25 protein-coding genes and 1 tRNA gene are annotated in these 26,187 nt (G+C 59.8%); 14 read left to right on the top strand and 12 right to left on the bottom strand.

Going from position 1 to position 26,187, the window contains the following annotated elements:
• Positions 1 to 53: 53 nt before the first annotated feature.
• From O8B93_RS01585 to O8B93_RS01570, 4 genes are all read left to right on the top strand, one after another.
• Positions 54 to 127, top strand: a tRNA-Gly gene (locus O8B93_RS01585).
• Between the two features lie 59 nt (positions 128 to 186).
• The gene (locus O8B93_RS01580) at positions 187 to 741 is read left to right on the top strand and encodes an RNA 2'-phosphotransferase (protein ID WP_269708073.1); all 555 of its coding nucleotides are present in this window, start codon (positions 187 to 189) and stop codon (positions 739 to 741) included.
• Between the two features lie 164 nt (positions 742 to 905).
• Positions 906 to 1,631, top strand: coding sequence for an aquaporin Z (gene aqpZ, locus O8B93_RS01575; protein ID WP_269708072.1), 726 nt, complete (start codon positions 906 to 908; stop codon positions 1,629 to 1,631).
• A 52-nt stretch (positions 1,632 to 1,683) separates the two neighbouring features.
• Positions 1,684 to 1,977 carry a hypothetical protein gene (locus tag O8B93_RS01570; RefSeq protein ID WP_035215513.1) on the top strand — a complete coding sequence of 98 codons (294 nt, stop codon included), beginning with the start codon at positions 1,684 to 1,686 and terminating at the stop codon, positions 1,975 to 1,977.
• Between the two features lie 202 nt (positions 1,978 to 2,179).
• Here the strand turns inward: O8B93_RS01570 and O8B93_RS01565 are convergent, their stop codons facing one another.
• A complete protein-coding gene (locus O8B93_RS01565) occupies positions 2,180 to 4,117 on the bottom strand; it encodes a glycosyltransferase family 2 protein (RefSeq protein ID WP_269708071.1) in 1,938 nt (645 codons plus the stop codon).
• A 169-nt stretch (positions 4,118 to 4,286) separates the two neighbouring features.
• Here O8B93_RS01565 and O8B93_RS01560 point away from each other — a divergent pair, with 169 nt between their 5' ends.
• Entirely contained in the window at positions 4,287 to 5,048 is a 762-nt protein-coding gene (locus O8B93_RS01560; protein ID WP_269708070.1) for a transporter substrate-binding domain-containing protein, read from the top strand.
• A 28-nt stretch (positions 5,049 to 5,076) separates the two neighbouring features.
• Here the strand turns inward: O8B93_RS01560 and uppX are convergent, their stop codons facing one another.
• Complete coding sequence (gene uppX / locus O8B93_RS01555; RefSeq protein ID WP_269708625.1) at positions 5,077 to 6,369, bottom strand: Wzx-type polysaccharide biosynthesis protein UppX; 1,293 nt, start codon at positions 6,367 to 6,369, stop codon at positions 5,077 to 5,079.
• A 279-nt stretch (positions 6,370 to 6,648) separates the two neighbouring features.
• Here uppX and uppY point away from each other — a divergent pair, with 279 nt between their 5' ends.
• Positions 6,649 to 7,944, top strand: a complete 1,296-nt coding sequence (uppY, locus tag O8B93_RS01550; RefSeq protein WP_269708069.1) for a Wzy-type polysaccharide biosynthesis protein UppY — start codon at positions 6,649 to 6,651, stop codon at positions 7,942 to 7,944.
• Positions 7,945 to 7,970: 26 nt separating this feature from the next.
• A complete protein-coding gene (locus O8B93_RS01545) occupies positions 7,971 to 8,723 on the top strand; it encodes a polysaccharide deacetylase family protein (protein WP_269708068.1) in 753 nt (250 codons plus the stop codon).
• A 41-nt stretch (positions 8,724 to 8,764) separates the two neighbouring features.
• Here the strand turns inward: O8B93_RS01545 and O8B93_RS01540 are convergent, their stop codons facing one another.
• A complete protein-coding gene (locus O8B93_RS01540; protein ID WP_269708067.1) occupies positions 8,765 to 9,415 on the bottom strand; it encodes a S24 family peptidase in 651 nt (216 codons plus the stop codon).
• Between the two features lie 112 nt (positions 9,416 to 9,527).
• Positions 9,528 to 10,178, bottom strand: a complete 651-nt coding sequence (locus tag O8B93_RS01535) for a response regulator (protein ID WP_173986230.1) — start codon at positions 10,176 to 10,178, stop codon at positions 9,528 to 9,530.
• 252 nt (positions 10,179 to 10,430) lie between these two features.
• Between O8B93_RS01535 and O8B93_RS01530 the strand changes: the two genes are divergently transcribed.
• Together O8B93_RS01530 and O8B93_RS01525 are read left to right on the top strand one after the other, a co-directional pair.
• The gene (locus O8B93_RS01530; protein WP_269708066.1) at positions 10,431 to 10,784 is read left to right on the top strand and encodes a DUF952 domain-containing protein; all 354 of its coding nucleotides are present in this window, start codon (positions 10,431 to 10,433) and stop codon (positions 10,782 to 10,784) included.
• Positions 10,784 to 11,875 (top strand): quinone-dependent dihydroorotate dehydrogenase, encoded by a 1,092-nt coding sequence (locus tag O8B93_RS01525; protein ID WP_269708065.1) that lies wholly within the window; start codon positions 10,784 to 10,786, stop codon positions 11,873 to 11,875. The genes O8B93_RS01530 and O8B93_RS01525 overlap by 1 nt, the downstream gene beginning before the upstream one ends.
• A 36-nt stretch (positions 11,876 to 11,911) precedes the next feature.
• Here O8B93_RS01525 and O8B93_RS01520 read toward each other — a convergent pair whose 3' ends face one another.
• Both O8B93_RS01520 and O8B93_RS01515 read right to left on the bottom strand, forming a co-directional pair.
• Positions 11,912 to 12,409: a CAP domain-containing protein gene (locus O8B93_RS01520; RefSeq protein WP_174007101.1), complete on the bottom strand. Its 498-nt coding sequence runs from the start codon at positions 12,407 to 12,409 to the stop codon at positions 11,912 to 11,914.
• A gap of 1 nt (position 12,410) precedes the next feature.
• On the bottom strand, positions 12,411 to 12,677 hold the full coding sequence (locus tag O8B93_RS01515) for a DUF6460 domain-containing protein (protein WP_046800527.1): 267 nt from the start codon (positions 12,675 to 12,677) through the stop codon (positions 12,411 to 12,413).
• A gap of 169 nt (positions 12,678 to 12,846) precedes the next feature.
• Between O8B93_RS01515 and O8B93_RS01510 the strand changes: the two genes are divergently transcribed.
• From O8B93_RS01510 to O8B93_RS01500, 3 genes are all read left to right on the top strand, one after another.
• Entirely contained in the window at positions 12,847 to 13,788 is a 942-nt protein-coding gene (locus O8B93_RS01510) for a class I SAM-dependent methyltransferase (protein WP_269708063.1), read from the top strand.
• Between the two features lie 108 nt (positions 13,789 to 13,896).
• A complete protein-coding gene (locus O8B93_RS01505; protein ID WP_405048994.1) occupies positions 13,897 to 14,535 on the top strand; it encodes a YitT family protein in 639 nt (212 codons plus the stop codon).
• An 86-nt stretch (positions 14,536 to 14,621) separates the two neighbouring features.
• Positions 14,622 to 15,263, top strand: a complete 642-nt coding sequence (locus O8B93_RS01500) for a YitT family protein (RefSeq protein ID WP_269708062.1) — start codon at positions 14,622 to 14,624, stop codon at positions 15,261 to 15,263.
• Positions 15,264 to 15,289: 26 nt separating this feature from the next.
• On the opposite strand, the gene O8B93_RS01495 is transcribed toward O8B93_RS01500, so the two are convergent.
• The gene (locus tag O8B93_RS01495) at positions 15,290 to 15,751 is read right to left on the bottom strand and encodes a carboxymuconolactone decarboxylase family protein (RefSeq protein WP_269708061.1); all 462 of its coding nucleotides are present in this window, start codon (positions 15,749 to 15,751) and stop codon (positions 15,290 to 15,292) included.
• 108 nt (positions 15,752 to 15,859) lie between these two features.
• Positions 15,860 to 16,363, bottom strand: a complete 504-nt coding sequence (locus tag O8B93_RS01490; protein ID WP_269708060.1) for an RrF2 family transcriptional regulator — start codon at positions 16,361 to 16,363, stop codon at positions 15,860 to 15,862.
• A 121-nt stretch (positions 16,364 to 16,484) separates the two neighbouring features.
• Between O8B93_RS01490 and O8B93_RS01485 the strand changes: the two genes are divergently transcribed.
• Both O8B93_RS01485 and pdeM read left to right on the top strand, forming a co-directional pair.
• The gene (locus tag O8B93_RS01485) at positions 16,485 to 19,004 is read left to right on the top strand and encodes a ligase-associated DNA damage response DEXH box helicase (RefSeq protein WP_269708623.1); all 2,520 of its coding nucleotides are present in this window, start codon (positions 16,485 to 16,487) and stop codon (positions 19,002 to 19,004) included.
• Between the two features lie 34 nt (positions 19,005 to 19,038).
• Positions 19,039 to 19,767 carry a ligase-associated DNA damage response endonuclease PdeM gene (gene pdeM, locus O8B93_RS01480; RefSeq protein WP_269708059.1) on the top strand — a complete coding sequence of 243 codons (729 nt, stop codon included), beginning with the start codon at positions 19,039 to 19,041 and terminating at the stop codon, positions 19,765 to 19,767.
• 21 nt (positions 19,768 to 19,788) lie between these two features.
• Here the strand turns inward: pdeM and O8B93_RS01475 are convergent, their stop codons facing one another.
• The 4 genes from O8B93_RS01475 to podJ form a co-directional block, all read right to left on the bottom strand.
• Positions 19,789 to 20,226, bottom strand: a complete 438-nt coding sequence (locus O8B93_RS01475) for a universal stress protein (protein WP_269708058.1) — start codon at positions 20,224 to 20,226, stop codon at positions 19,789 to 19,791.
• Between the two features lie 158 nt (positions 20,227 to 20,384).
• Positions 20,385 to 21,212 (bottom strand): TIGR02186 family protein, encoded by an 828-nt coding sequence (locus O8B93_RS01470; RefSeq protein WP_269708057.1) that lies wholly within the window; start codon positions 21,210 to 21,212, stop codon positions 20,385 to 20,387.
• Positions 21,209 to 22,135: a sulfite exporter TauE/SafE family protein gene (locus O8B93_RS01465; protein WP_269708056.1), complete on the bottom strand. Its 927-nt coding sequence runs from the start codon at positions 22,133 to 22,135 to the stop codon at positions 21,209 to 21,211. Before O8B93_RS01465 ends, O8B93_RS01470 begins: the two co-directional genes overlap by 4 nt.
• Before the next feature lie 262 nt (positions 22,136 to 22,397).
• Complete coding sequence (gene podJ, locus O8B93_RS01460) at positions 22,398 to 26,144, bottom strand: cell division protein PodJ (RefSeq protein ID WP_269708055.1); 3,747 nt, start codon at positions 26,142 to 26,144, stop codon at positions 22,398 to 22,400.
• Between the last annotated feature and the right edge of the window lie 43 nt (positions 26,145 to 26,187).

Below are 26,187 nucleotides of genomic sequence, written 5' to 3'. Positions count from 1 at the left end.
ACCGCGGCGGGGCGCTTGACACCCGCCACGAACTGTCCGATGTCTTAGCCTGCGCGGGTGTAGCTCAATGGCAGAGCAGCAGCTTCCCAAGCTGAATACGAGGGTTCGATTCCCTTCACCCGCTCCAGCGATGCCGCAAATCCATATGCTGGATATTCAAGAGCCATAAGAGAAATCAGCATCCCGATGGCACAGTCTCTCAGCGACATCAGTAAGTTTCTAAGCTATGTCCTGCGTCACAAGCCGGATGCGATCGGCATCGAACTCGACCCTGAAGGATGGGCGAATATCGAGGACTTGATCGCAAAGGCTGATGTTCCCCTGATGCGCGGGTTGCTGCTCGAAATTGTTGATACTTGCGACAAGAAGCGCTTTGCCATTTCTGCCGATGGGGAGTTCATCCGGGCCAATCAGGGTCATTCTGTGGTGGTGGATCTGGGTCTCGAGCCTGTCGAGCCGCCCGCTTTACTCTATCACGGCACCGCGATCCGCTTTCTCGACAGCATCCGGGAAAAAGGGTTGCTTCCGCAGAACCGGCAATATGTCCACCTCTCCGCTGACAGGCAAACAGCGAAGAAGGTTGGAGAAAGGCATGGGAAACCCGTCATTTTGGTGATCCCGACCCTTCAATTGCATCAGGCAGGCCAACAGTTCTTCCGGGCTCAAAATGGGGTCTGGCTCACGAATGGAATAGGGCCGAGCTTTCTTCTGGACGTATCGGAAGAAGCCACAGCAGGCTGAAACCGTTATTTTCCGGACGTCGAACGGCGTGGGGATGAAAGCGCCCGGCGCTGGGCCAAGTTTGTCATCGAAGCGCTTGGCAAGGGATAATATGCAATTTAGCTTGACTACGATTAAATTGCACGTAATAGTTGATGCGGTCGTAACATGAATGGGGAAGTGTTATGAGTCGCAAGTTTCTCTCGGAATTTTTTGGTACTTTTTGGCTCGTATTCGGAGGTTGCGGCAGTGCGGTTTTTGCCGCCGCTTTTCCTGAACTCGGCATCGGCTTCCTGGGTGTTGCTTTCGCTTTTGGCTTGACGGTTCTGACCATGGCCTATGCGGTTGGCGGCATTTCCGGCGGTCACTTCAATCCGGCGGTTTCCGTCGGCCTCACCGTTGCCGGCAAATTCCCGGCGGCGAACCTCGTGCCTTACATCGTGGCGCAGGTTCTGGGGGCGGTCGTCGCGGCTGCGGCGCTTTATGTCATTCTCACCGGCAAGGCGGGCGCCGAAATCGGCGGTTTTGCCGCCAATGGCTATGGTGAGCATTCGCCGGGTGGATATTCTCTGCTATCTGCGCTGCTGATCGAGATCATTCTGACGGCATTTTTCCTGATCGTCATTCTGGGGTCGACGCATGGCAGGGTTCCGGTCGGTTTCGCGCCTGTCGCCATCGGTCTTGCGCTCACCCTTATTCATCTGATTTCCATTCCGGTCACCAACACATCCGTCAATCCGGCCCGCTCGACCGGACAAGCTTTGTTCGTCGGCGGATGGGCGCTGCAGCAGCTCTGGCTGTTCTGGCTTGCCCCAATTGTTGGCGGTGCCATTGGCGCCGTGGTCTGGAAAATTTTCGGCGAGGAAGAAAAGGCCGGCCATGCCGGCTCGGTTCAGCCTGCGAAGACGTGAATAAGAGGCTTTGTTTCCCCGAATGGTCGGGGAAACGACTGAGGAGGATGGCATGGATCTTACTTCGATATTGGCCCAGATCGTCGGCGGTGCGGTGGGCGGCACGGCTGGTGGAAAGATACTGAAGGATTCCGATCTTGGCTCGCTCGGTAATCTGATTGCCGGCGCCATTGGCGGGATCGGCGGCGGAACCGTACTCGGATCGCTGCTCGGCACCGCGGGCACTGCGGCCGCCGGCGGCGTGGATATCGGCGCTCTTGCCGGCCAGCTCGTTGGTGGCGGTGTCGGCGGTCTGATCGTGCAGATCATCGTCGGCCTGATCAAGAACAAGCTCGTGGCCAAATAGGCCATTGAGCCGCCTTCAGATAAAATGACGGACCTTGCCGGAGGAAGATCTTCATTCGGCAAGGCGGGTTGATGTTACACGCATTGATGGCAGTGGTGGCGCGAAGTCCGAACGGGCTTCGTAATCGGCTGAAACGGCGGGATGCCTTTTTCGCTGACCGAAAGATGCGTTATGCCGTTTGGCTGCTGTCGCGAGGACTGCGTCAGGTCTTGTCTTTGGCGACCGGCGCATGCGGCGTCTTGTTCCAGACGAAAGGTCTGGTTTTAAGCTCCACCACAGCTCGCCAGGCCGCGACGGATAGCATCAGCCAATATAAAGGCATCGACAGCCATCGCTTTCCGACCTGTCGTCTTTCATAAGCTATCATTCTGCTTCGACCCATCAGCACGAAGATCGTGTAACTTCCGACGATATTCAGCGCATCGATTAAAAACAGCACACCTTGCCATGTGAAGAGCAGGCCAACACCGTTTTCCCGGATGGCCATGGCCATGAATGCCAGGGAAACGAAGAGCAAGGGATGCATCAGCGACGACAGAATCATGCCGCCGATCAGCAGCTGGAAGGTCATATAGGCAAACCATCCCATGGTTTGTGCGGTTGCAAAGGGCGTACGGGTCATCACCAGCCAGCTTTGCAGCCAGCCCTTGAACCAGCGCGTTCGCTGGTTCAGCCATACGGACATCGATGTCGGTGCATCCTCCAGCGTCTGGCGCCGGATGACGCCGCAGCGATAGCCGAGCCTGTGCAGTCTGAGGCCAAGATCGGCGTCTTCCGTGACATTGTAGGGGTCCCACGCACCGACCCGCCGCAACGCGGCAGTCCGGAAATGATTGGAGGTGCCGCCAAGTGGCAGCGGCAGTCCATGGGCGGCAAGCGCTGGCAGCATGCAGCGGAACAGGCCGGAATATTCCAGTGCGAAACAGGCGCTCAGCCAGGAGGATGAGGCGTTGCTGATGATAAGCGGCGCCTGCAGGCAGGCGACATCCTCCGGCTGCTCGCGGAAGGCGGCATAGGCTTCGCGCAATTGCTGCGGATGGGGCCGGTCTTCGGCATCATAGACGACAACGAATGTGCCGCGCGCGCCGGAAAGCGCGTAGGTGAGGGCTTTGGGTTTGGTGCGCGGCTCGGAAGGCGGCACCTTGACGATCTCCATGTGCGGACCGGGATTTGTCCGCCGGATGGCCTCGATCGTCGTGCCGTCGTCGGCCTCGCAGACAAGCTTGATATCGAGCCGCGAGCGGGGCCAGTCCAGACGCTCCAAAGCACTGACGAGCTGCTCGATGACAGCCTCTTCGCGGTAGAGCGCCACCAGAATTGTATAAACCGGCAGTTCGTTTTCGTGCCGAAGAGACAGGGCCGTTTCCATGTCGGTTTCCCGGGGCGTATGGATGAGCGCAAAGAGCCGGAACAGCAGGGTATTGAGGTAGAGCATGGACAGGGTGGCGTGAAGCCAGACCAAGGCTATTTCAGTATAAGTCAGCAGCGAAAGGACAAGCAGGGTGGCGACAACGCCGCCATAAAAACCCTGCTGGCCGTGCAGTATGATCCTGGCGGAATGCTGGGGCGCGGCGCTGAAAAGCCGCTGCCGGGTTTCCGCCAGGCGGCGGGCCTCACCTGCTTTCCAGATCGCGCCGCGCATGGCCTGTGGCGTGGTCAAGGCAAGTTCGTCAAAAAGATGCGGACGCTCATCCAATATGGTTTTCAGCAAATCCATCCGCCCCAGTTCCGGCACGATCAGCAGCACCGTTTTACCGTCCTGTGGCATCAGCCGCAGAAACCTCGGTTCTGTGAGCTGAAGATCGAGATTATCTAAATCCGCCACCTGTTCCGACGCGATTTCCGGGAGAAACGGCAATCTCAGATATCCAGCGAAGGCGCTGAAATAAACTTCCGCCGTGACGAGGCCGCTTGCCAGCAATTCGTCTTCCAGCGTTGAGCCGTTTTTCAGCGCGCGCTGTTCGAATGCTGTGATATGCGACGTGTCCAATCCCAGTGAACGGAGAAAACGGACCTGTCCGGTCCGGCCCTGTTCAGGAGGGACCCTAAGCGGATTTTCATCGGTATGGGAAAATGCAATTTTTCGCTCTGCCGGCGTCGTGCGAAACGAATCTCGTGTATATTGCCTGAAATAATCCATGCATCGCCGCCGCCATCATGGTAACGCCCACTTCCTGTCACGGATAGTATAGATGAGAATAACGAATGTAACGCGAAATATAGGTATTTATTTTACTTTAGCTTTCGCTTTACAATTTGTTGGTTACTTTAGTGAAACTCAGGCCGAAGGTCTCTCGGACGGAAACCGCATGCCGGTACTGTTTGATGCGCAGGAGCGGTTTCCGGGTGGCGATCTTTCCTCCGTTCCCCGCATCAGGTTTCTGATGTCGGTGGATTTCCCGCCCTTCAATTTCACCGATCAGGAGGGTCGCCTTGCGGGCTTCCATGTCGATCTGGTGCGGGAAATCTGTGCCCAGCTGAAGGTGGAAAGCAAGTGCCAGGTGCAGGCGCTGCCCTTTGACGAGCTGGAAGCGGCGCTCGAAATGGGAGAGGGCGAAGCGGTGATTTCCGGTCTCGCCACCACGGCCGATCTGCGCAAGAGCTTCACCTTCTCGCGGCCCTATCTGCTGTTGCCCGCCCGGCTTGCGGTAAACAAGGCGGGGAAATTCACCGGCTCCGGCGCGGATGCGCTTTCGGGAAAGAAGGTGGGTGTGGTTGGCAATTCGCGGCACGAACAGATGCTGAAAGCGTTTTTTCCAAAAGCCAGGGTCGACGTTTTCGATGGCTATGAGCCCATGTATGAGGCGTTGAAGACAGGCAAGGTGGACGCCATCTTCGCCGATGGCCTGCGCCTGCCTTTCTGGGTTTCGGGAGGTGCTTCCGAAAGCTGCTGTGCGCTCTTCGGCGGTCCTTATATGTCCGACCGGTTTCTCGGTGAAGGCCTGTCCATCATGGCGGTCGATCCGGATAATGTACTGGTGCCGGCTTTCGATCAGGCGCTGGCCGCCCTTTCGCGAAATGGCCGGCTGGAAGAGATTTACCGGCGTTATTTCCCTTACGGGCTTTATTAGAAATCCTGATCGACCGTCGCGACAGCCTTTATTTGGCTGGCGCGAAAACCGCTTCATGGCGCCGCAGGCGCAGAAGCGCGATCCACACGGCGGCGGCGATCGCGGTCTCCACCAGGAAATAGCTGCCGATCGTTCCCGAAATGCTGAAGGACCAGGTGAACAAGGCGACGACGACGGAGCCGATGAGATTGCCGCTGTTCCATATCTTCGCGCGAATATCCTGACGCCCGGAGGCGCCGAGCGCCTCGAGTGCGGTGGCGGCAACGGCCATCGGCAGAACCACCCAGCACAGCACGCGGGTGATGATCGGCAGAGAAACATATTCGTCGCCGAACAGCAGCGGCAGGAAGGGGGCGATGATGAAGATCACCAGCGCACTGCCGGTTGCGATAAAAAGCGCTGCCTTCAGAACATTATAGGCGCGCTCTATGGTCTTGGTGATGCCCTGCAGGGCAGCTGACGCCGAGCCTGGATAGATCAGCCGGTTGAGCGCCTCGACGGAAAGATAGGAACTGTCGAGAATACGCCGGGCGATGGAATAGCTGCCTAGCACCTCGGCGCTGGCAATGGCGCCGAGAACGAGAATATCGGCATTGCCGCGCACGGCCTTGAACAGGAACTGGGTGGAAAACAGGATGCCGATGCGGATTTCCTCGCGCACGATCCGGAACACCGGGCGGCCGAGCCTGTTGATCGCCTTGACGGAAATCACGGCTGCAACGGTGTGCGCGGCGAGGTTCCAGATCGCCCAGGCCTCAACCGTTTCCACCTTGAAGATGAGGCAGGCCACCACCGCGGCAATGGTACGGGCGACGGCGAACATCACTTCCAGCTTGTTGGCCGAGGCGAAGTTGGAATGGGCGATAAAACTCTGCGTGGAAAGCGAGATGACCTTCAAGAGGACGAGATTGGTGAACAGGATCAGGAAGGTAGTGATCAGCGTGTGCAGCAATGTTTCCGAGGTCGGGAAAAACACCGGGATCGTCACCATGCCGATGATTGTCAGCACCACGCCGGTCGCAGCACTCAGGAGATAACTGTGGCCGAGCATGACGGGGAACATGCTGCGATCCTGCGCGACGCGGCGGATCAGCGATTCCTGCGAGCCGATGCCGCAGATCTGCACGCCAAGATTGGTGACGGCCGTGATCGAGGCGTAAAGCGCGAATTGTTCGACGCCGAGATGGCGGGCAAGCAGCGCGAAGGTCAGGAGCTGGGCGGCGCTGGACATCAGAAGCGCCCCGCCGGACGCCATATAGGTCAATCCCAGTCTGACTAGATGGCCGAATCGCGGCGTGTTGAACGACACCTCATTCTCCATGTTTCCGGCATTGCCGGACAAATCCAACAATGACTACGCTTGTTTTCCAAAAAATCCGCGAACTGAAAAAGCCGCAACCGGCCAATACTGTAAAAGCCCGCAACCCGAATGGATTGCAGTTTATCCTGTCTTATCCTTCTTGAGGTAAGAGAGGGTTAAAGCAATTACATAATAATGACTGTTTATGGTTATTTGGACATGGCCCTGTTTCAGAAGGGTTTCGTTGTTCGTCACAAGGCAGGCCCATGATCCGATTGTCCAGTTCCGGTGCACGCGACCATGCCGCGTTTGGCTGATACACAGCCCATCGCTGCGCAAGGCAGCGCCATATCTCTTGCCGGCGGCCGGCGCGACGCGATTTTTTTCGTCGCCACCATGCTTTATATCTGGATTTCCGTGGCTCCCTTCGAGAATCTCGCGGCGCCGCCCGTGCCGCGCGCCGCCGCAAACCAGCTGACCGGCCTCGTGATTGCGCTGATCCTGGCTGTTTTCGCACTGCGCCATCGGCTGACGGGGCTTTTGCTGAGGCCGCGCCTGCCCATCCTGCTATTGTTTTTCTGGCTGGCGATCTGCTCGGTGCTCGGCACCCAACCCGGCACCTCGCTGCAGCGCCTGGTCTTCACCGCACTTTTATGTTTCATCACCAGCGTTCTCGTCGTCATGCCACGGGACCGGCGGCAGTTCGACCGGATGATGGCCATCTTTGCCCTCATTCTCTTGGCGCTCTGTTATCTGGGAGTGATCTTCCTGCGGTCGCGTTCGGTCCATCAGCCCTTTGACCTTGATGAAAAGGCGCTCGCGGGTGACTGGCGCGGCATCTTCAATCACAAGAACGCCGCCGCCCCGGCCATGATCATTCTTTTCATGATCGGGCTTTACCTGCGCAACGCCTGGTCGACGCTGGGCGGCATCGCGATTACGCTGCTGGCCGGGTTCTTTCTCTGGAAGACCAATGGAAAAACGGCGGCCATGCTTTTGCCCGTCACCCTGGCGCTGGTCTGGATCATGGAAAGGCATGCCCACCGCACCTTGCTGATGATCGGCGGTCTTCTGGCCTTTCTCAATATCGTCGCGGTTGGCTCCACCTATTTCCCGAGCATACAGAATTTTGTCGAAAGCCTGGGGATCGATTCCACGTTCACCGGCCGGACGGACATTTGGCGCCTGTCCTTTGATACCTTCGCGCAGTCGCCGATCTTCGGGCAGGGGTTCCAGGCATTCTGGACGAGCGACCGTCTGCTGTCGCAGGCCGATATTGCCGGCACCTGGGCGGTCACGGCCTTCCATGCCCATAATGGTTATGTGGAAAGCCTACTGAATGGCGGCCTGCCGGCGTTCATTCTCACCATCATATGGCTGGTCATCATACCCGCAAATGATTTCCACACGGCGGTAGACAAGGGTACGGACCCGGGACTGACCCGACTTTTTGCACGAATTTGGGTGTATGCGCTGCTTTCTTCGTGTCTTGAGAGTAATTTCTTTACCGGAACCGGGCCTATTTGGTCTTCTCTGCTGATCGCGGTCTATTGTTTGAGGCATCAGGCTCACGACATACTTGAACAGGGGCAGTAATTTGCAGACAGGCCGGGGGGCTTTGTATGACGCAAAAAATCGGGACTTTTGCAGACCGGATCAATAACCGGCTGGTGCGGTATTTTCCGGGACCGACGGTGCGGATCGAAACATCCGAACCGATCGTGTCCTTCACATTCGACGATGTGCCGGCAACCGCCTGGACGAATGGCGCGCGCATCCTCGAAAGTGAGGGCGTTTGCGGCACGTTTTACATCGCCGGTGTGTTCATCGACAAATACGATGGCAAGCAGCAGATGATTACAGCGAAAGGCTGCGCTGCGTTGGCCGCCGCCGGCCATGAGCTTGGTTGCCACACTTTTTCTCATCGTAAGCTTTCGGGCTTTTCAAGACAGAGTCTTGAGGTGGATCTCGACCGCAATGACAGCGTGCTTGGCTCATTGGATGAACACGGCAATGGGCGGAATTTCTCCGTTCCTTTCGGTATGGCGTCGCCTCTCATGCAGCCCGTTCTCCGGCGTCGATTCAGGACCACACGCGGCATTATGCCTGGCATCAACCGAGGCCGCGTCGACCCGCACAATCTCTCCGCAGTCGAGTTGCGTGCGGATCAAAATTACCTCGATGCTGCCGACCGCTGGCTTGAGGATGTTTTGCAAAAAGGTGGCTGGCTCATCATCTTCACCCATGATGTTTCACAGACACCAAGCTTTTACGGCTGCCCGGAAGACAGATTTCAGGGCCTCGTCCGCAGGGCAGCGTCCGGCGGTGCAAAGATCATGACGGTCGATGCCGCGGCAAGGACACTCGGCCTGTAAAGGAATAGTCTCAGCGCGCGCAACGGGGCGATACTGCGAACCTATTGGCTGGCCCAGATGATGCGGGCGATCCACTCCACATCGGCCATGTCGAAGCTGCGATTGGGATGTTCGGGGTTGAGCGAAAGAAGCTCGATGTTTTTGGGGCTTTGCCGCGCCAGCACCTTGGCCATCACTTCGCCATCGCGGCTTTTCAGCACCACGCGGTCGCCGCGCCGTACCTGGGCGCCCGGCTCCACGATGAGAATGTCGCCATCGCGGTAGAGCGGCATCATGCTTTCGCCCTGCACTTCCAGGGCGTAAACTCCCTGTTTGCGCTCGGGAGACGAGGGAAACTCCACCACATCCCAGCCCTGACCCGCCGGAAAACCGCCATCATCGAAAAAACCGCCGGAACCGGCCTGCGCAAAACCGAGCAGGGGAATGGCATTGTCGGCACCGGAAGGCTGTATTGTCTGCGCCCTGCCGAAAGCATAACCGAAAAACTGGTCGACACTTGCGCCCGTCGCCTCCAGCACCTTGGAGACGGATTCCGTCGAGGGCCAGCGTTTGCGGCCATCCGGCCCGAAGCGTTTCGATTTATTGAACGATGTGGGATCGAGGCCGGCGCGCTTCGCCAATGCCGAAGGCGTCAGCTGATGGCGTTCGGCAAGCGTGTCGATGGCGCTCCAGATCGTCTCGTGTGACAGCATGATAGAAAGCCCGCAAGTGGAGCCGATAGCGGAAAGCTCCTGTCGTTTACTGACCGGAATCTAGACCAAATCCGGTCAGGAGTAAAGAAAGGAAAGGAATAAAATCCTTGCCCTACGCCACCATTGCCGATGTATTTATCTTGGCGAGCTGGATGACCGCCTGCGTGCGGCTGTCGACCTTGAGCTTCAGCAGAATAGCCGAGACATGTGCCTTGATGGTGGCTTCGGAAACATTGAGCTCATAGGCAATCTGCTTGTTCAGCAGTCCTTCGGCCAGCATGCCCAGAACCCGGCTTTGCTGTGGCGTCAGCGTTCTGAGCCGGCCGATCAGATCAGCCACGTCAGGATCCTGCTCCTTCTCGCCGTGATGACCCGACGGTATCCAGACATCACCTTCCAGAACCGCGCGGATGCCGTCCCTGATGTCGTCAATGCCCGAGGATTTGGAAATGAAACCGGAAGCGCCGAGTTCGATCGACCGGCGAACGGTGGTCGCATCATCCGTTGCCGAAACGATGACGATCGGCAGGCTGGAGAATTCCGCTCTCAGGGCCATCAGGCCTGAAAACCCGCTGACCCCCGGCATGGCGAGATCGAGAAGCATGAGATCGGCGTCGTTGCGCGCTGCGGCTGCATGTCGGGCAGCCTCGAAATCCCCGGCCTCGATGATGGTCTGTTGCCCGTCGAGACCGGCTACGGCCTGTTTCAGGGCACCGCGAAAAAGCGGGTGGTCATCTGCAATGATAATGACGAGTTCCGACATTCTGGCCCCCTCCCAAGGGCGTTATGCGGTTCTTTCGCAGCTGTTTGCTTACTCCCTTTGCCGGTGGTCGAAACACGTCCGGCTCCTCCGCCAAAGGTTGCGCCAATCACTCCGGCATTACAAGGAAAAGCTTGTGGACAGGCGGTCTTTCAGGGCTTCCGTAATAAAAATGCCGTGGAAACTGTGGACAATCTTCATGCTTTGCGGCAAACCGCCCGGACAGGAAAGCGCTGGAAAGCCTTGGAGAGCCCCATGCAGGAAACGCCCGCGATCATCTATAAAATCGTGCCGGAGACGTTGTGGAATACGGCCAGGGCGAAGGGCGTTTTCGAAGGGGCGGCCATCGACCTCACCGATGGCTTCATTCATTTTTCGACGGCGAAACAGGTGGCAGAGACCGCCGCGCGGCATTTTTCCGGCCAGGTCGACCTGCTTCTGATCGCGGTCGACGGTACAGCGCTTGGCGACAAGCTGGTCTATGAACCCTCCAGGGGCGGCGATCTTTTCCCGCATCTCTACAGCCCGCTTCCCCTAAGCGCGGTCCTTTGGGAAACGCCGCTCTCACTTGATCATGATGGCCAGCACCAGTTTCCGGAGATTTTGTGATGAGCGGATTATTTTCCTCTGTCGGCCGCAAGGGCCTGTTTCTCATCGATCCGGAGAAGGCGCACGGGCTCTCCGTTGCGGCGCTGAAAAGCGGCTTCCTCCCCACCTGCATGGTGCCGCATGATCCGCGCCTGCAGCAGACGGTCGCGGGCCTTGTGTTCCCCAATCCGCTCGGCATGGCGGCGGGTTATGATAAGAATGCCGAAGTACCGGGACCGCTTTTGAGGCTCGGTTTCGGTTTCACCGAAATCGGCACCGTTACGCCGAAAGCGCAATCGGGAAATCCCAGGCCGCGCATTTTCCGCCTGGTCGAGGATGAAGGCGTCATCAACCGCCTTGGTTTCAACAATGAAGGCCATGCCGCAGCGCTGGAGCGCCTGAAACAGGTGCATCTGCGCGGCATCGTTGGTGTCAATATCGGCGCCAACAAGGATAGCGAAGACCGCATCGCCGATTATGTGCAGGGCATCGAGGCGTTTTATTCGGTTGCGTCCTATTTCACCGTCAATATTTCTTCGCCCAACACGCCGGGTCTGCGCGACCTGCAGGCGCGTGAGAGCCTTGCGGCCCTTCTTACGGCCGTGCTGGAACGCCGCAAGGCGGAAGCGGAGCGCCTCGGTAAACGCATCCCGATCTTCCTCAAGATCGCGCCCGATCTGACCGAGGAAGGACTGGACGATGTTGCCGAAGAAGCGCTCGCCCATGATCTTGATGGCCTGATCGTCTCCAACACCACGCTCTCTCGCGAAGGCCTGCGGCCCGGTCCGCACAAGGGCGAGGCTGGCGGGTTGTCGGGCAAGCCGCTCTTTGAGCTTTCCACCACGGTTCTCGCCAAGATGCGCCGTCGCGTCGGCGCCGATCTACCGATCATCGGCGTTGGTGGCGTTTCATCTGCGGAAACGGCTTTGGAAAAGGTGAGGGCAGGGGCCGATCTCGTACAGCTCTATTCCTGCATGGTCTATGAAGGCCCGGGCCTGCCCTCGGCCATCGTCAAGGGCCTGTCGAAGCTGGTCGCCCGCGAGGGGGTAGAGTCGATCCGTGACCTGCGCGACAGCGCGGTGGGCCGCTGGGCTGACCGCGCGCTCGGCTGAGAAGCTAAGAGGCGGGGTGATCCGTTGCGCCTGAATTCAGGCGCAGAGCACCATCGCCCAATAGGGCCGGTTGCGGCTGGCGGCATCATAGGCAACCGCGACGCCGAGACCATTATAAGGCCCGAGCATGTTTTCGAGATGGTGCTGCGAGCCGATCCAGGCCTTCACCACGCGTTCCACGCTGTCCTGTCCGGCTGCGACGTTTTCCGCTGCCGGAAGCGGCACCTTGCCGTCCTTCATGCGAATGAGGAAACTGTCGGTAAGGCCGATCAGATGCGCCATCTTCTGCGCCTTGACCATGCGGCCGGCCTGATAGGCGGCAGCACCGCTTGCCGCACCATTGATGGCGAGTGGCGAAAGCCCCTTCGAGCGGCGCAGATCGTTGACCATCGGAAGCGCCGCCGCCGTCTCGTCGCGGGTGCCCGAAGGCAGACCCTTGTTAGTGGGCATTGAAACGCAGGCGGAAAGAACGGAGCCGGCGGAAATCAGCACGAAGCCGCGCCGGGTGAGCGTCTGAAGTGATGTATCGGTCATGTCAGCGGCGATAGCTCAGAAGGCGCAGGATGATGAAAACGGGAATGACGATCGTGGCCCCGAGGATCAGATAGTCGCCGATGGCGCCCAACGCATGGAAACCGCTACGCCACAGATCGACCACGAAATCGCGTGCGCTGTAGATAATGTTCCATGGCGTCAATCCGAAGATTGCCATCAGAAAGCCGACGAGCAATGAAACCACCAGCAGCTTCACCACGGTGCGGGCCACCGTATCACCCAGCATTTTGTTGACCTCACCGGCCATCAGCAAGTCTCCTGTTTTGTCCTGACATATGGGGCGCACCGCTTCGATGCAAGTTTTCACGCACTATATCGCGCCATATCAGCCAATTCCACGCAGGGGCCATGAAATAGGACTTGAGTTTTTTTATGGCTTGATAAATGACAGCCGGCATCTTCTCAGGAAATAATTGATGGCCCCAAACCAGTTTTCTTCCGGTGACGTCATTGCCGACCGCCGGGCGGACTATGCCCGCATGTTGGCGGAGAGCGGTGATTATCCCGCCGCCGCCGAACTTATGGAACAGGCGCTTGAGCTTGCGCCACGGTGGACGGCGGGCTGGTTTCGCTTCGGGGAATATCACGAAAAGGCGGGGGAGACCGCAAAGGCGGTGGCGGCTTACGAGAAAGTCGCCGGGCTAGATAGGGAAGGGCTGTTTGCAGCCGAACTGAAGCTCGCGGTGCTCGGCGCCGCGGAAACACCCGAACAACCGCCGAGCCGTTATGTGGAAGGGTTGTTCGACGACTACGCCGACCGTTTTGAAACCTCGCTTGTCGAGAAGCTGGATTACAGCGTGCCGCAAAAACTGGCAGAGCTGATCGGCAAAGCGGCGACAGGCGGCGCCTTTGACACCATCGTCGATATTGGTTGCGGCACCGGTCTCCTTGGCATCGAAATCCGCTCCCTCGCAAAACGGCTCGAGGGTTTTGATATCTCCCAGAACATGCTCGCCAAGGCCGAGGAAAAGGGTCTCTACGACCATCTCGGCCAGGCCGATCTTTCGCTGGAAGCAGAGGCATCGGGGCTCTTTACCCCGACGCTCACGCAGCACCGCGCCGATCTCGTCGCCGCCGCCGATGTGATGATGTATCTCGGCAGTCTTGAAACCGTCATGCCGCTCGTTTCCGCCCTACTCAAACCATCAGGCTTTTTCGCCTTCTCGGTGGAGGATGCGGGAGATGAGCAAGGTTTCGTCCTGCGGGAATCCCTTCGTTACGCGCACTCCAAGAGCTACGTGATCGATCTCCTTGAGCGGTCGGGCTTTTGCCCCATCGAAATCCGCAAAACCACCATTCGCAAGGATGCCGGAAAACCCCTTTCCGGCATTCTCTTTCTTGCCTGCGCCAAAGCCTGAACATTCCGTTTCTTGCCTTTTTCACGATAGGTCAGGCTTGCTTACGTATCCATCTTGATCCCGCGTTTTTTGCAGTGCAAAATATGCCGGAAACCTGAGGGAAAAAGCGTGAGCACAACGAGAAGCGTTTACGGCATGTGGAGTTCCGATCCGGCCAGACATGCGCCGGTGGAGGACGTACAGGGTATCGTTACGGGTGCCATCGTGTCGGCGCTCGGCTTTTATCTCTTGGCCAAGGTCGGTCTTTTGACCGGCGGAACCGCCGGCGTCGCGTTTCTCCTTCATTATGCCTTTGGCATCAGCTTTGGCCTGCTGTTTTTCCTCGTCAATCTGCCCTTCTATTACCTGTCCTTCCGCCGCCTCGGTCTCGCCTTTTCGTTCAAGACCTTCATCGCCATCGGCCTTGTGTCCGTCCTGACGGAAGTGGAAGCGCGCTGGATGGTCATCGACAGCATCAACCCGCTCTGGGCGGCGCTGCTCGGCGGCCTGCTTCTGGGTTACGGATTGCTGGCGCTTTATCGCCACCGCGCCAGCCTCGGCGGCATCGGCATTCTCGCCATCTATATTCAGGACCGCTTCGGCATCCGCGCCGGTCTTATCCAACTGGCCTTCGATGCCTTTGTCATGCTCTGTGCGTTTCTCGTCATCGATCCCGCAACCGTTGTCTATTCGATTATCGGTGCTTTCGTTCTCAACATATTCCTCGCCATCAACCACCGCTCGGACAGATACATCGTCGTGCGTTAAGCCTGAGCGCTTGAAATTTGTCGGGCTTGGGCGCAATAGCTGACCAGGATCGGGCCAGATCGGGCAAGTCAGTCAGGGGAAGATGCATGGACGATACCAGTGCGCGCAGGCGATTGAACCTTTGGACGTCGGCGCCCGATCGCCATTCGCTGCTGGAAGATGCACAGGCTATTCTGGCGGGCAGCATGCTGATTTCACTCGGCGTCACGCTGTTTTCCGCCGCAGGCCTTCTCACCGGCGGCGTGGTGGGGCTCGCATTTCTGGCGCATTACGCCAGTGGCTTCAGCTTCGGCGTGGTATTTTTTCTCGCCAACCTGCCGTTTTATTATCTGGCCTTCCGCCGTCTCGGCCTCGCCTTTACCATCAAGACCTTCTGCGCCATCGCCATGACGGCGCTGTTGTCCGAATACATGCCGGGCTTTTTTGCTTTTGAGAGCATCAATCCGATTGCTGCTGCACTCTTCGGCGGACTGACAGTTGCCGCAGGCATGCTGGCTCTGTTTCGCCACCGCACCAGCCTCGGTGGCTTCGGCATATTGGCGCTTTATCTTCAGGATCGTTTCGGCTGGCGCGCCGGCCTCGTCCAGCTTGCCTTTGATGGCATGGTGCTGGCGTGCTCCTTCTTCGTCGCCACACCTTTTGTCATCCTCTGCTCCATTCTTGGCGCGCTGGTCATGAACCTCACACTTGCCGTCAATCACCGGAACGACCGCTACATTGCCATGTAGCGGTCGTTCGATGCCGTCAAGGTGATTCAGGCTGCCTTTGCGGCGGCTTCGACCGGATGCTGCGAACGGAAGCCGACAGCGATGCGGTTCCAGGTGTTGATCGCGCCGATCGCAACCGTGATCTTCACGATATCCTCGTCGGAAAAATGCGCCTTCAGCGTTTCGAAGACGTCATCCGGCGCACCGGTTTCGGCAATCTTCGTCACCGCATCCACCCAGCCGAGCAGCGCCCGTTCCTGCTCGGTATAAACGGGGGATTCGCGCCACACACTCATCAGGTTGATCCACTGTTCGGAAAGCCCGTCATGGCGGCTTTCCTTCACATGCATGTCCACGCAGAAAGCGCAGCCGTTGATGATCGAGGCGCGCAGCTTGATGAGGTGAATGAAGCGGCGCTCAAGGCCGCTGCCCTGAACATAGTTTTCAAGCGCCATGACGGCCTTGAAGGCTTCGGGGGACGCCTTGGCATAGTTGAGACGGGTTTTCATGGGTTTCTCCATTGGTTGGGATAGGTTGAAGTCATGCGTCATCGGTCCGGAAAGCGGTAAGGCTGTCCGGGAAGGTGATTGGTGGGTATTCGGGGTCCTGTTTAGAGTTCAGCGCGTCGTCGTCTTGCGCTCGTTCATGTCAAGAAAGGCGCAGCCGCGCGCGGCAATTCCACCATCGTCGTTGGCGGCAAGATCACCCAGAATGTCGGCGATTGTGGTTTTGGCAAGTTCCGCCCGGTACACCTTCTCCGCCTTCAGCATCGCGGCATTGATGCCGCAGGGCTTCGTGAAATAACGCCCCGGCAAGGGGTTCGGACCGCGCTGGCGAATTTCCGCGCAACGGAAGGCAGGTTGAGGCCCCTCGACCGCCAGCACAATATCAAGCAGGGTGATCTTGTCGGTCGCCCGGGCCAGACGGTAACCGCCCTTCGGCCCCGGCACGGTGGCGACTATGCCGGCGTTTGACAGCGATTGCAGGTGTTTCAGCAGATAGCTCGTGGAAACGCCGTGGAATTCCGCGAGCGCCGCCGCCGACAGCAAGCCGCCTTCGGAAAGTCCCGCCAGCATGCCCACACTGTGAATGGCCTGTTCAACGCCGTCTCCGAGTTTCATCGGTCTTTCCCATGTCCCGTTGCTTCAATATCGTGGATATTATTTATCCACGATATTGTTTTCCTGTCAAGCGGAAGCATTGCGCTCTTCTTTTTCGCTGGTTTTTCACTACCTTGAAGCGGTGAACCATATCGAGCCCCCCACGTCCGGCACGCATGTCGGCACTTTGCCCCGTCCATTCCAGAAATGGTTTGCAGAAAAGGGATGGTCTCCGCGCGCCCATCAGCTGGAACTGATGGCGCGGGCGCGGGGCGGGGAAAACATGCTGCTGATTGCGCCTACGGGCGCCGGCAAGACGTTGGGCGGCTTCATGGCTTCGCTCACCGATCTGGCGGAGCGCGGCAAGGTGCCAGCGGGCTCCGGCTTTGTGGGTGTGCATACGCTCTATATCTCGCCGCTGAAGGCGCTTGCGGTGGATATTGAACGCAACCTCACCAGACCCGTTTCCGAAATGGGCCTGCCTATTTCCATAGAGACCCGCACGGGCGATACGCCGCAGGGCAAACGCCAGCGCCAGAAGATCAAGCCGCCGGATATTCTCCTGACGACGCCGGAGCAGGTATCGCTGCTGCTTGCCAACAAGGAGGCCGAACGGTTTTTCCGTGACCTGAAATATGTGGTGCTCGACGAATTGCATTCGCTCGTCACCTCCAAGCGCGGCCATCTGCTGTCGCTGGCGCTTGCCCGGGTGCGCCGGCACGCTCCGAATGTGCGCTTCATCGGCCTTTCGGCCACGGTGGCGGAGCCGATGGATTTGCGCCGTTACCTCGCGCCGCAGGGGCAGGGTGAGCCGCCCGCCGGTCTCATCACCGTCGAAGGCGGGGCAAAGCCGGATATTTCCATCCTGCACACGGAAGAACGCATTCCATGGTCCGGTCATTCGGCGCGTTACGCCATGAAGGATTTATACGCGGCGTTGAAGGAGCATCAGACAACGCTGATCTTCGTCAACACCCGCTCCCAGGCGGAGCTGATCTTTCAGGAACTCTGGACCATCAACGACGACAATCTGCCGATCGCGCTGCATCACGGCTCGCTGGATACGACCCAGCGCCGCCGGGTCGAAGCGGCCATGGCCGAAAACCGGCTGCGCGCCGTCGTCGCCACCTCCACGCTCGATCTCGGCATAGACTGGGGCGATGTCGATCTGGTCGCGCATGTCGGTGCCCCAAAAGGGGCGAGCCGCCTTGCCCAGCGTATCGGCCGCGCCAACCACCGCATGGACGAGCCGTCAAAGGCGATCCTCGTTCCCGCCAACCGTTTCGAGGTGATGGAGTGCCGTGCCGCGCTGGACGCCAATTACATCGGCGCGCAGGATACGCCGCCGATTGCCGAAGGTGCGCTCGATGTTCTCGCCCAGCATGTGCTCGGCATGGCCTGTGCCGAACCTTTCGATGCCGATGAGCTCTATCGTGAAGTAACGAGCGCCTCGCCCTATGCAGACCTGCCGCGCACGACCTTCGATCGGGTGGTGGATTTTACCGCGACAGGCGGTTATGCGCTGCGCACCTATGAGCGTTATGCCCGCATCCGCCAGATGAAGGATGGCCGCTGGCGTGTCTCCAATCCGGCGGTCGCGCAGCAATATAGGCTCAATCTCGGCACCATCGTTGAGGCGGCGGAACTCAATGTCCGCATGGTCAAACGTAATGCCAAGGGCACGGTCGGGCGTGGCGGCATGTCGCTCGGCAAGGTCGAGGAGTATTTCCTCGAGCAACTGGTGCAGGGCGATACGTTCCTCTTTGCCGGCAAGGTGCTGCGCTTCGAGGGTATCAGAGAGAATGAATGCCTGGTGTCCCAGGCTTTTTCCATGGACCCGAAAATCCCCTCCTATGCCGGTGGCAAGTTTCCGCTTTCCACCTACCTTGCGGATCAGGTGCGCTCCATGCTCTCGGACCCGATGCGCTGGCACGCTTTGCCGGATCAGGTCCGTGACTGGCTGGCGATCCAGAAGGAAAAGTCGATCATTCCCAAGCGCAACGAGTTGCTGGTCGAGACCTTTCCCTTCCGCAAACGCTTCTTCATGGTCATGTATCCCTTCGAAGGACGGCTGGCGCACCAGACACTCGGTATGCTTCTGACACGGCGGCTGGAACGAGCGGGCGCAAAACCCATGGGTTTCGTCGCCACCGACTATTCACTCGCCATCTGGGCGATGGAGGATATCGGCATGCGGCTGAAATCCCGCCGCCTGTCGCTGGCGGAGCTTCTCGATGAGGACATGCTGGGCGACGATCTGGAATCGTGGCTCGACGAATCCTTCATGCTGAAGCGCACTTTTCGCAACTGCGCCGTCATTTCCGGGCTGATTGAACGCCGTCATCCGGGAAAGGAAAAGACCGGCCGGCAGGTCACGGTCTCCGCCGATCTTATTTATGACGTTCTTCGCAGCCATGAGCCGGACCATATTCTGCTCGAGGCCACGCGACGCGATGCGGCGGCGGGACTTTTGGACATTGGCCGTCTTGGCGATATGCTGAAACGAATCAAGGGCCACACCACCCACCGCGCGCTTGAGCATGTCTCGCCGCTTGCCGTTCCGGTGATGCTGGAAATCGGCCGCGAGACGGTGGCGGGCGAGGCGATGGACGATGTGCTGGCGGAAGCTGCCGACGAGCTGATCGCGGAAGCCATGTCCTGAAGCATGAAATTGGAATGAAGGAACGACCACAAAAGTGCTGAGCCGGCTGACATTGAGCGACAGGTTTTCAAATGGCTTCGAGTGCCTCGGCAGCGAAACCGCCATCCATGGCGTCGCAGCCTGGTGCGATCCTTTGGGTGGGCTCTACCTGCCGGATCTGTCACTGCTCGTCGTCTCCGACCTGCATCTGGAGAAGGGGGCTGCTTTCGCCCGGCGTGGCCGCATGCTGCCGCCCTACGACACCATTACGACGCTAAAAATCCTGTCCTCGCTCGTCAGCCGTTATGACCCGAAGATCGTCGTCAGCCTCGGCGATAATTTCCACGATCGCGTCGGCTCGCAGCATCTACCGCTGCCGCTGCGCGAACTCATCCGGGAGATGGCCCGCAGCCGCGAATGGATATGGATCAACGGCAATCACGATCCCGATGGTACGGTCGACCTGCCGGGCTCGTCGGTGGATGAGATGTTTTACGGCAATCTCGTCTTCCGCCATGAGCCGAAACTGGGGGATGCCGCCGGTGAAATCGCCGGTCACCTGCATCCCTCCGCCACCGTGCGTCGCCGAGAAAAGACGGTGCGGCGCCCTTGTTTCGCCACGGATGGTTCGAGGCTTTTGATGCCGGCATTCGGGGTCATGAGCGGCGGGCTGGATTTGCGGCATAAGGCCATGCGCGGCCTCTTCGATCATACCGCTCTCGTCGCGCATCTGATGGGGAGGGACCGCATCTATTCGGTGCGGTTTTCAAATCTGCTCGGCTGAGCGCATCTCGTCCAGCCCCGCCTATTGGCGATAGACCAGCACCGGTATCTTCGAATTCTTCAGCACCTTGGCCGTGACGCTGCCGAGCAGCATCTCGATGAAACTCCTGCGCCTATGTGAAGCCATGGCGATGAGGTCGCAGCCGGTCCGGTCGGCGATTTCGATGATCGCCTCATCCGGCCGTCCGGCCCGTGCCAGCAGGGCCTCGCAATCCAGCCCCATGGCCGTGGCATGCGCCTGCGTATCCCGCAGGAGATGCTCTGCCTCTTCGCAGCGGTGGAATTCTTCTTCGGCAATGGCGGCAATGTCCTCGACGTCGCTCGCAATCACATGAAAGGGTTCCGATACCGTCACGACGGTCACCTTTGCGCCTGCTTCCCTGGCGAGAGCGAACCCTTGGTCGATTGCGATCTGCGCCAGCGGCGAGCCATCGGTGGGAATGAGAATGTGCTTGAACATGACATTTCTCCTTTTCATCCCGATTACAGCCACACTGGCCGCCAAGAGCTGTGTGCGTGGTTGTAACGCATTGAATTTTACAGCAAACCGATGACGGAAGCGAATGCTATCTTTGCCCGTGCAGGCGGCGGAGGCTCTCTTTTGCGCGATTGAAACGCTTAGTCCTTGCGGAAGATGATGCTGGCGCCCCAGCCCGTCACGACGGCCAGGAGAACGCAGAGCGCGCCATAGGCAAGCGGAGTCTGATGTGCCGCATCGGTGATCGCCTGCTCCATGCCGGTCTTGACGACACGCAGCTTCAATTCGCGCTGGGCGATGAATTTGCCGCTCTTGAAAAGATAGGCGCGCGCCGTATGCACGCCGTTCGGCACGTTGGCGGGCAGGCGCAGCGTCGCCCAGAACAGGCCGGTGCGTTCGAGCCGCACCCCGGTCGTGTCATTGCGATAGATGCCGCTTGAGAGCTTGAGCCGGCGATAGGCCTCCTGGAAATCGAAGACGTTATCGGGCACGCCGGAGAAGACAGCGCTTTTAAGCGACAGATGGTCGACGCCGAGCCCCATGGCGCGCAGCGTTCCGGGCGAGGCGACGTCGCTGATATTGCGCGTGCTGGCCATGGAGTAGGATTCCGGCAGCGGCGTGAAGGTGATGGCGCTGGTATTGATCCAGATGCCCGCCACACGCTGTTTCTTGCGCACGGTCATATAGTCGCTCGGCCCTTCCAGCGTCACGACGATATCATATTGCCCGATGGCCAGCAGCAGCTGGTCGGTATTGTTGAGCGCGCCGAAGAGGGTGAAATCCGCCCCGCGAAAATCAGATGCGATGGGAATTTCGGTCGTCGATGCGCCGATTTCAATGTTTTCCTGCAACGGCCGTTGTTGCGGACCGGGCGGCAGGGCAAGCGGCGGCGTCTGCGCCGAGGCCGTTTCGCCAAAGGCAAGGAAGGGCAAGAGAAGAAGAGCGACGAGCACCGGGCGGAAGGTCAATAGCCGAGCCCCCCTACGGCCACCGAAAACAGGTCTTCCGGCCGCACCACAAGCGATACGGCAAGGCGGAGCGCGACGGCAAGGACGAGAAGGGCAAGCAGCGCGCGCAGCTGTTCGCCGCGCAGTTTCTGGCCGACGCGCACGCCATATTGCGCGCCGATGACGCCAGCCACCATCAGGATGAAGGCAAGCACCACATCGACGGAATAGTTGGTCGCGGCCTGAACGACGGTAGTATAGGCGGTCACGAAAATGATCTGGAACAGCGAGGTGCCGACAACCACGCTGGTGGGAATGCGCAGCAGATAGATCATCGCCGGCACCATGATGAAACCGCCGCCGACACCCATGATCGAGGTGAGGATGCCGATGCCGAAGCCAAGCGCAACGATGGGAATGATGCTGAGGTAGATCTTCGATTTCTTGAACCGCATTTTCAGCGGCAGGCGATGAACCCAATTGTGATGGCCCGGCCGGCGCAGCGTCACGGTTTCATTGCGGGCGGCACGGCGCAGCGCCGAAATGCTTTCTTTCAGCATCAGCCCGCCAACGGTGCCAAGCAGGATGACATAGAGCAGCGAAACGATGAGATCGAGCTGGCCGATGCTGCGCAGGAAGGAGAATATCCACACGCCCACCGTGGCGCCCACGAGACCACCCACGAGCAGCACGGTGCCAAGCTTCACGTCCAGCGTTCCACGCCGGAAATGCGTGATCGAGCCTGAGACGGAGGAGGCAACCACCTGGTTTGCGCCGGTCGCCACGGCGACTACGGGCGGAATGTTGTAGAAAATCAACAGCGGGGTGATCAGAAAGCCGCCACCGACGCCGAACATTCCGGACAGAAAACCGACGGCCGCGCCCATGCCGAGAATGATGAAAATATTCACCGACAGTTCTGCGATCGGCAGATAGACAGTCACGGCTCGGACCTCGGCAAATGGTTCCGGGCGGCAGGGCCTGTCCGGGTGAGGGGGCCGCGCCGCGATTTACACTTTCTGTCTGAAAAGACCGGGCATGCCCAGCCTTCATCCGTCATGCCCGCGAGGGCCTGACCTGTCAACATTCAACGGTAAATACGTTGATAATTTGGAAAGATAGCGGCCGTGTGTCGGCAACCGGCAACATTCCTGCACCGGGTTGGGCGAAAGCGGCCAGGGGGCCGCTTCACCGGTTCTTCAAGGCTTATTTATTGCGGGCGAGCAACGCGGTGACAAGCTCGTTGGTAATGCGCCCGTCCGGCGTCTGGCCGACGGATTTCTGGAAGTCCCTGATGGCCGTCACGGTGTTCTTGCCAAGCTTGCCATCCGGCTGGCCGGCATCGAAACCGTTCTTGTTCAGGATCGCCTGAATGTTGCGGATCGCCTTTTCCATGTCCACGGAGGCAGTCTTCACACCCTCCTTGCCGGCCCATTCCTCAGGCGGGTTGACGCTGTTGGCGTCGTCCGAAAGCGGCTTCACCTTCCAGGCATCCACCTTGGCCTTGGCGCTCTGAAGCTGCTGCGGGCTCATCGCTCCGGCAACCTCGTCGCGCTTCTGGGCGGCGTCAGCATCACCATCCTTGGCGGCGATGGCGAACCACTTGTAGGATTCCTCGATGTCCTGCTTCACGCCGCTGCCGCGGGCGTAGAGAATAGCGAGGTTGAACTGGCTGTCACGAACGCCGAGTTCGGACGCCTTGATGAACCATTGTGCAGAGGCGGTGAAATCCGGCTGTCCGGCCGCGTCTGAGGCGAGCAGGACCGCGAGATTGTGCATGGCGCCGGCATTGCCCTGCTCAGCGGCCAGCGTGTAGTAGCGCTTGGCCTCGGAAAGATTGCGCTCGACGCCATTGGCCTTCTCGTAAAGATTGGCGAGACGATATTGCGCGGGGGCAAGGCCACGATCGGCCGCCATCTTGTACCACTTTGCTGCTTCCGTACGGTCGGCGGCAACGCCGCGGCCGTCAGTGTAGCGCACCGCGATCTCGAACAGCGCCTGCGTGTCGCCCTTGGCGGCCGCTTCGGCAAGCGATGTGGGCTCGATGCCGGCCGGAACCGAAATGGCATCCTGAGCGGGGATAGTCGTGGTCGCAACCGCAGCCGGTTTCGGTAGTTCAGTCTGCGCGACTGTATCGGACTTTGCGGGGTCCACGGCGGGAACATCGGCAACCGGCGGCTCATCCGGCAGCGGCGCGCCGCCGATGGTGCGGTTATCGATGATGTTCTGCGCGGGTGCAGCGTTTTCGATACTGTCGGCCGATGCCGCCTGCTCGGGATCGATGGCAAGACCTGATGGAATGGTCACGGCCTTGTCGCCGGTTTCGGGAAGCGCGGAAACCGGGCCATTCTCCATCTTGTGTTCGATGACCGGTGCCGGCGCTTCCGCGCCGCCGATCAGCGTCTTGACGAGCGGCATGGCCATCATCGCCAGAAGAATGGCGCCGATGCCGAGCAGCAGCGGCCGACGATAACGGGAAAGTGCCGAAGTATCGGCCTTGCGGCTCTTCTTACCGGTGTCCAACTTCTCCGGCGATGTTTCCATGGCGGCGGCCTGGGCGGCGCGGCGGGCGGCGGCGATGAAATCCGTCCGTCCTTCCGCATCGGCGGCCTTGCCCGCGCCTGCGACCTGGCTGGCACGCACACGTTCGAGGATTTTCTTGATATCGGGCGCACCCGAGCCCGGCTCCAGAAGTTCATTCTCCTGGCCAGCCGGCAGAACGTCGATCGGATCGAGCGACGGCGCGGGCTCAACCTGCGTGCGGGCGGAGGAAGCCGATACGGGTTCTTCCTTGGCCTTTGCGGGCTTCGCCGTGCTTGTCTTGAAACGCTTCGTCAGGCCGGCGAGCAGGCTCTTCCGTTCCGCTTTTGCGGGCTTGGCGGCAGCAGGCGGTACGATCGCGGTCTCGTCGTTTTCGCTGACATCGTCGAGAATGGCCTGCTCTTCGGCGATATAACCTTCTTCCGGGAAAATGGCGGCCGGCATGGCCACGTCTTCGCGCCCGCTACTAACCATGTGCTGCGCGACGTTACGGGGAGCGTCCTGGCGATAGGCGGGCGCACTGTCGAGATTGTCCAGGCGGCCGGCAATCTGCACCAGCGTCTCATGCAGCGCCTCGAAGGTGCGGTGCGTGCGTTCTTCGGTATTGCGGCTCAAGGCTTCGAGGCTGCGCAGATCGGTCGCAAGATCGGTCAGCATCGTCATATCGGCAAGGTTTGCACCGGCCGAGAGATTGTTGCGGGTATAGGCGTCAAGAACGGCCTCGGCTGCCTGCCGTGCCGCTTCGATGATGTATTCGTCGTTCGACGCCATGTAGTCTTCGATCGCCGCCATGCGGACGTCGAGTTCCGGGGATATTCCAGCTGCCTGCACCGGCACCGGCTGGCTGATCAGCGTCGACAGATGGGCGATCTGGTTTTCGAGGCTTGTCAGCGCGCGGCTATCGGCAGGGGCGGCATGGGCGGTCTCGTCCAAGCGGGCGGCAATCGTGCCGAGCCGCTCTTCCAGACGGGAGAAGGCACTGTCGCTGAGACCCGAAGCCGGTTGCGGCTGGCTATAGCGATAATCGAGGTCCTCGATCCGCCGGGAGAGCAGGTCGAGCCGCTCGGCGAGGCCGTCATTGATAGCGCCGTGATCCAGCGCATCGATCTTGCGGGAGATATCGCTGAGGAAAGACGTCAGTTCCGCCTGCTGGGTGGGGCGCTGTGACCGCTCCAGCAGCAACGACAGCTGGTCCAGCCGGTCATGCAGTTGCGCGGCGTCGCGCGCGGTGCTGAGCTCATCGATCTTGCCGGAGAGCGCTTCGAGGCGGGCGGTGAGGTCGGACGCCGGTTCCGGCTTGGCGGCGGCAAGGCGGTTGATGTCGCCGAGCTGTTCGGCAAGGCCGTTCAGCCGGGTTTCCAGCCGCTGCGCCAGCGCGTTGTCCGTTGCCTGCGCATTGGCGCGTGTGCCGGTTGCGGCTATGGCGCGGCTGATTTCGTCCAGCCGCTGGTCGAGACCGGAAAACTGTTCGGTAAAGGCAGCCTCGTTGGGCTGCATGTGCTTGCCGAGCTGCTCCACGGCGCTGGCAATGGTGATGAGCTTTTCCTCGAGCACGCGCACGGCGGGATTGTTGCTCATGCCGCCGAGCTGCGTCTTGATGTCATCGAGACGATAGGCGAGCGAAACGATCTCATCCTGCAGCGAGGCCGCATCGAAACCGCGCAGTGTGTCTTCAACATTGTTCCAGCGGCTTTCCATCCGGTGCACGCTGTCTTCGCGCGCAAGCTGGTCGATGGTGAGGCGCAGGTCCTCGAATTCGTTGCGCAGCCCATAGGCGTCAGGAGATGCCAGATTGCCGAGCTGGTCGATGCTGCCGGCCAGCCGCGCGATATCGTCGCGCAGATCACCGATGAATTGCTGGTCTTCCGCCACCGCGCGGATATTGCGGATTTCGGTGCGCAGCCCCTGCGCTTCGCGGGCAACGCCCTCGGCAATATCGTGCTTCAGCTCATGGCGAAGATTGACCAGCGCCTGCGCGATCTCCTGCAGGGCTGCGTCATTGCGCTGCTGTTCCTGATAGGGCGGAATGGCGCGGGCACGCGGCGCGGGAGCGGCCGTTTGTTGCGTGTCCCTCGAGCCATATTCCGGTGCTAGCGGCCGGGTAATCGTCCGTTCCGGGCGGGCGGTGGGCTCCTGCGGGCGCTGGAAGCTCGCTTCGAGGAGACGCTGGCGCTGGCGGATTTCGTTGACGGGGTCGAGCTGCGGCGGCGTGACGGCGGCGCGGGGTTCCCGCGGCGCGGCATAGGCCTCGTTTTTCGGTGCTGGCTGAGCACTCGCGGCCCGCGGGTCGCGCGGGAACTTCTGGCTCATCAGCCCTTCGATACGGGCTTCAAGGCCTTCAATGGTGCGATTGAGAGCATCAAGAGACGATCTGTCGCTTGGCTGTTGGGTTTTCGATCGCAATCCGTTCATCTTTTCGCTCGCTTCGCTTCCGCCCGCCGTGCCCGGTTGTCTG

It is taken from the genome of Martinezella rhizogenes (assembly GCF_027460065.1).
GTDB classification, from domain to species: domain Bacteria; phylum Pseudomonadota; class Alphaproteobacteria; order Rhizobiales; family Rhizobiaceae; genus Agrobacterium; species Agrobacterium rhizogenes_C.
The sequence above is the reverse complement of the archived record's forward strand: the minus strand, read 5'-3'. Positions and strand labels throughout refer to the sequence as shown.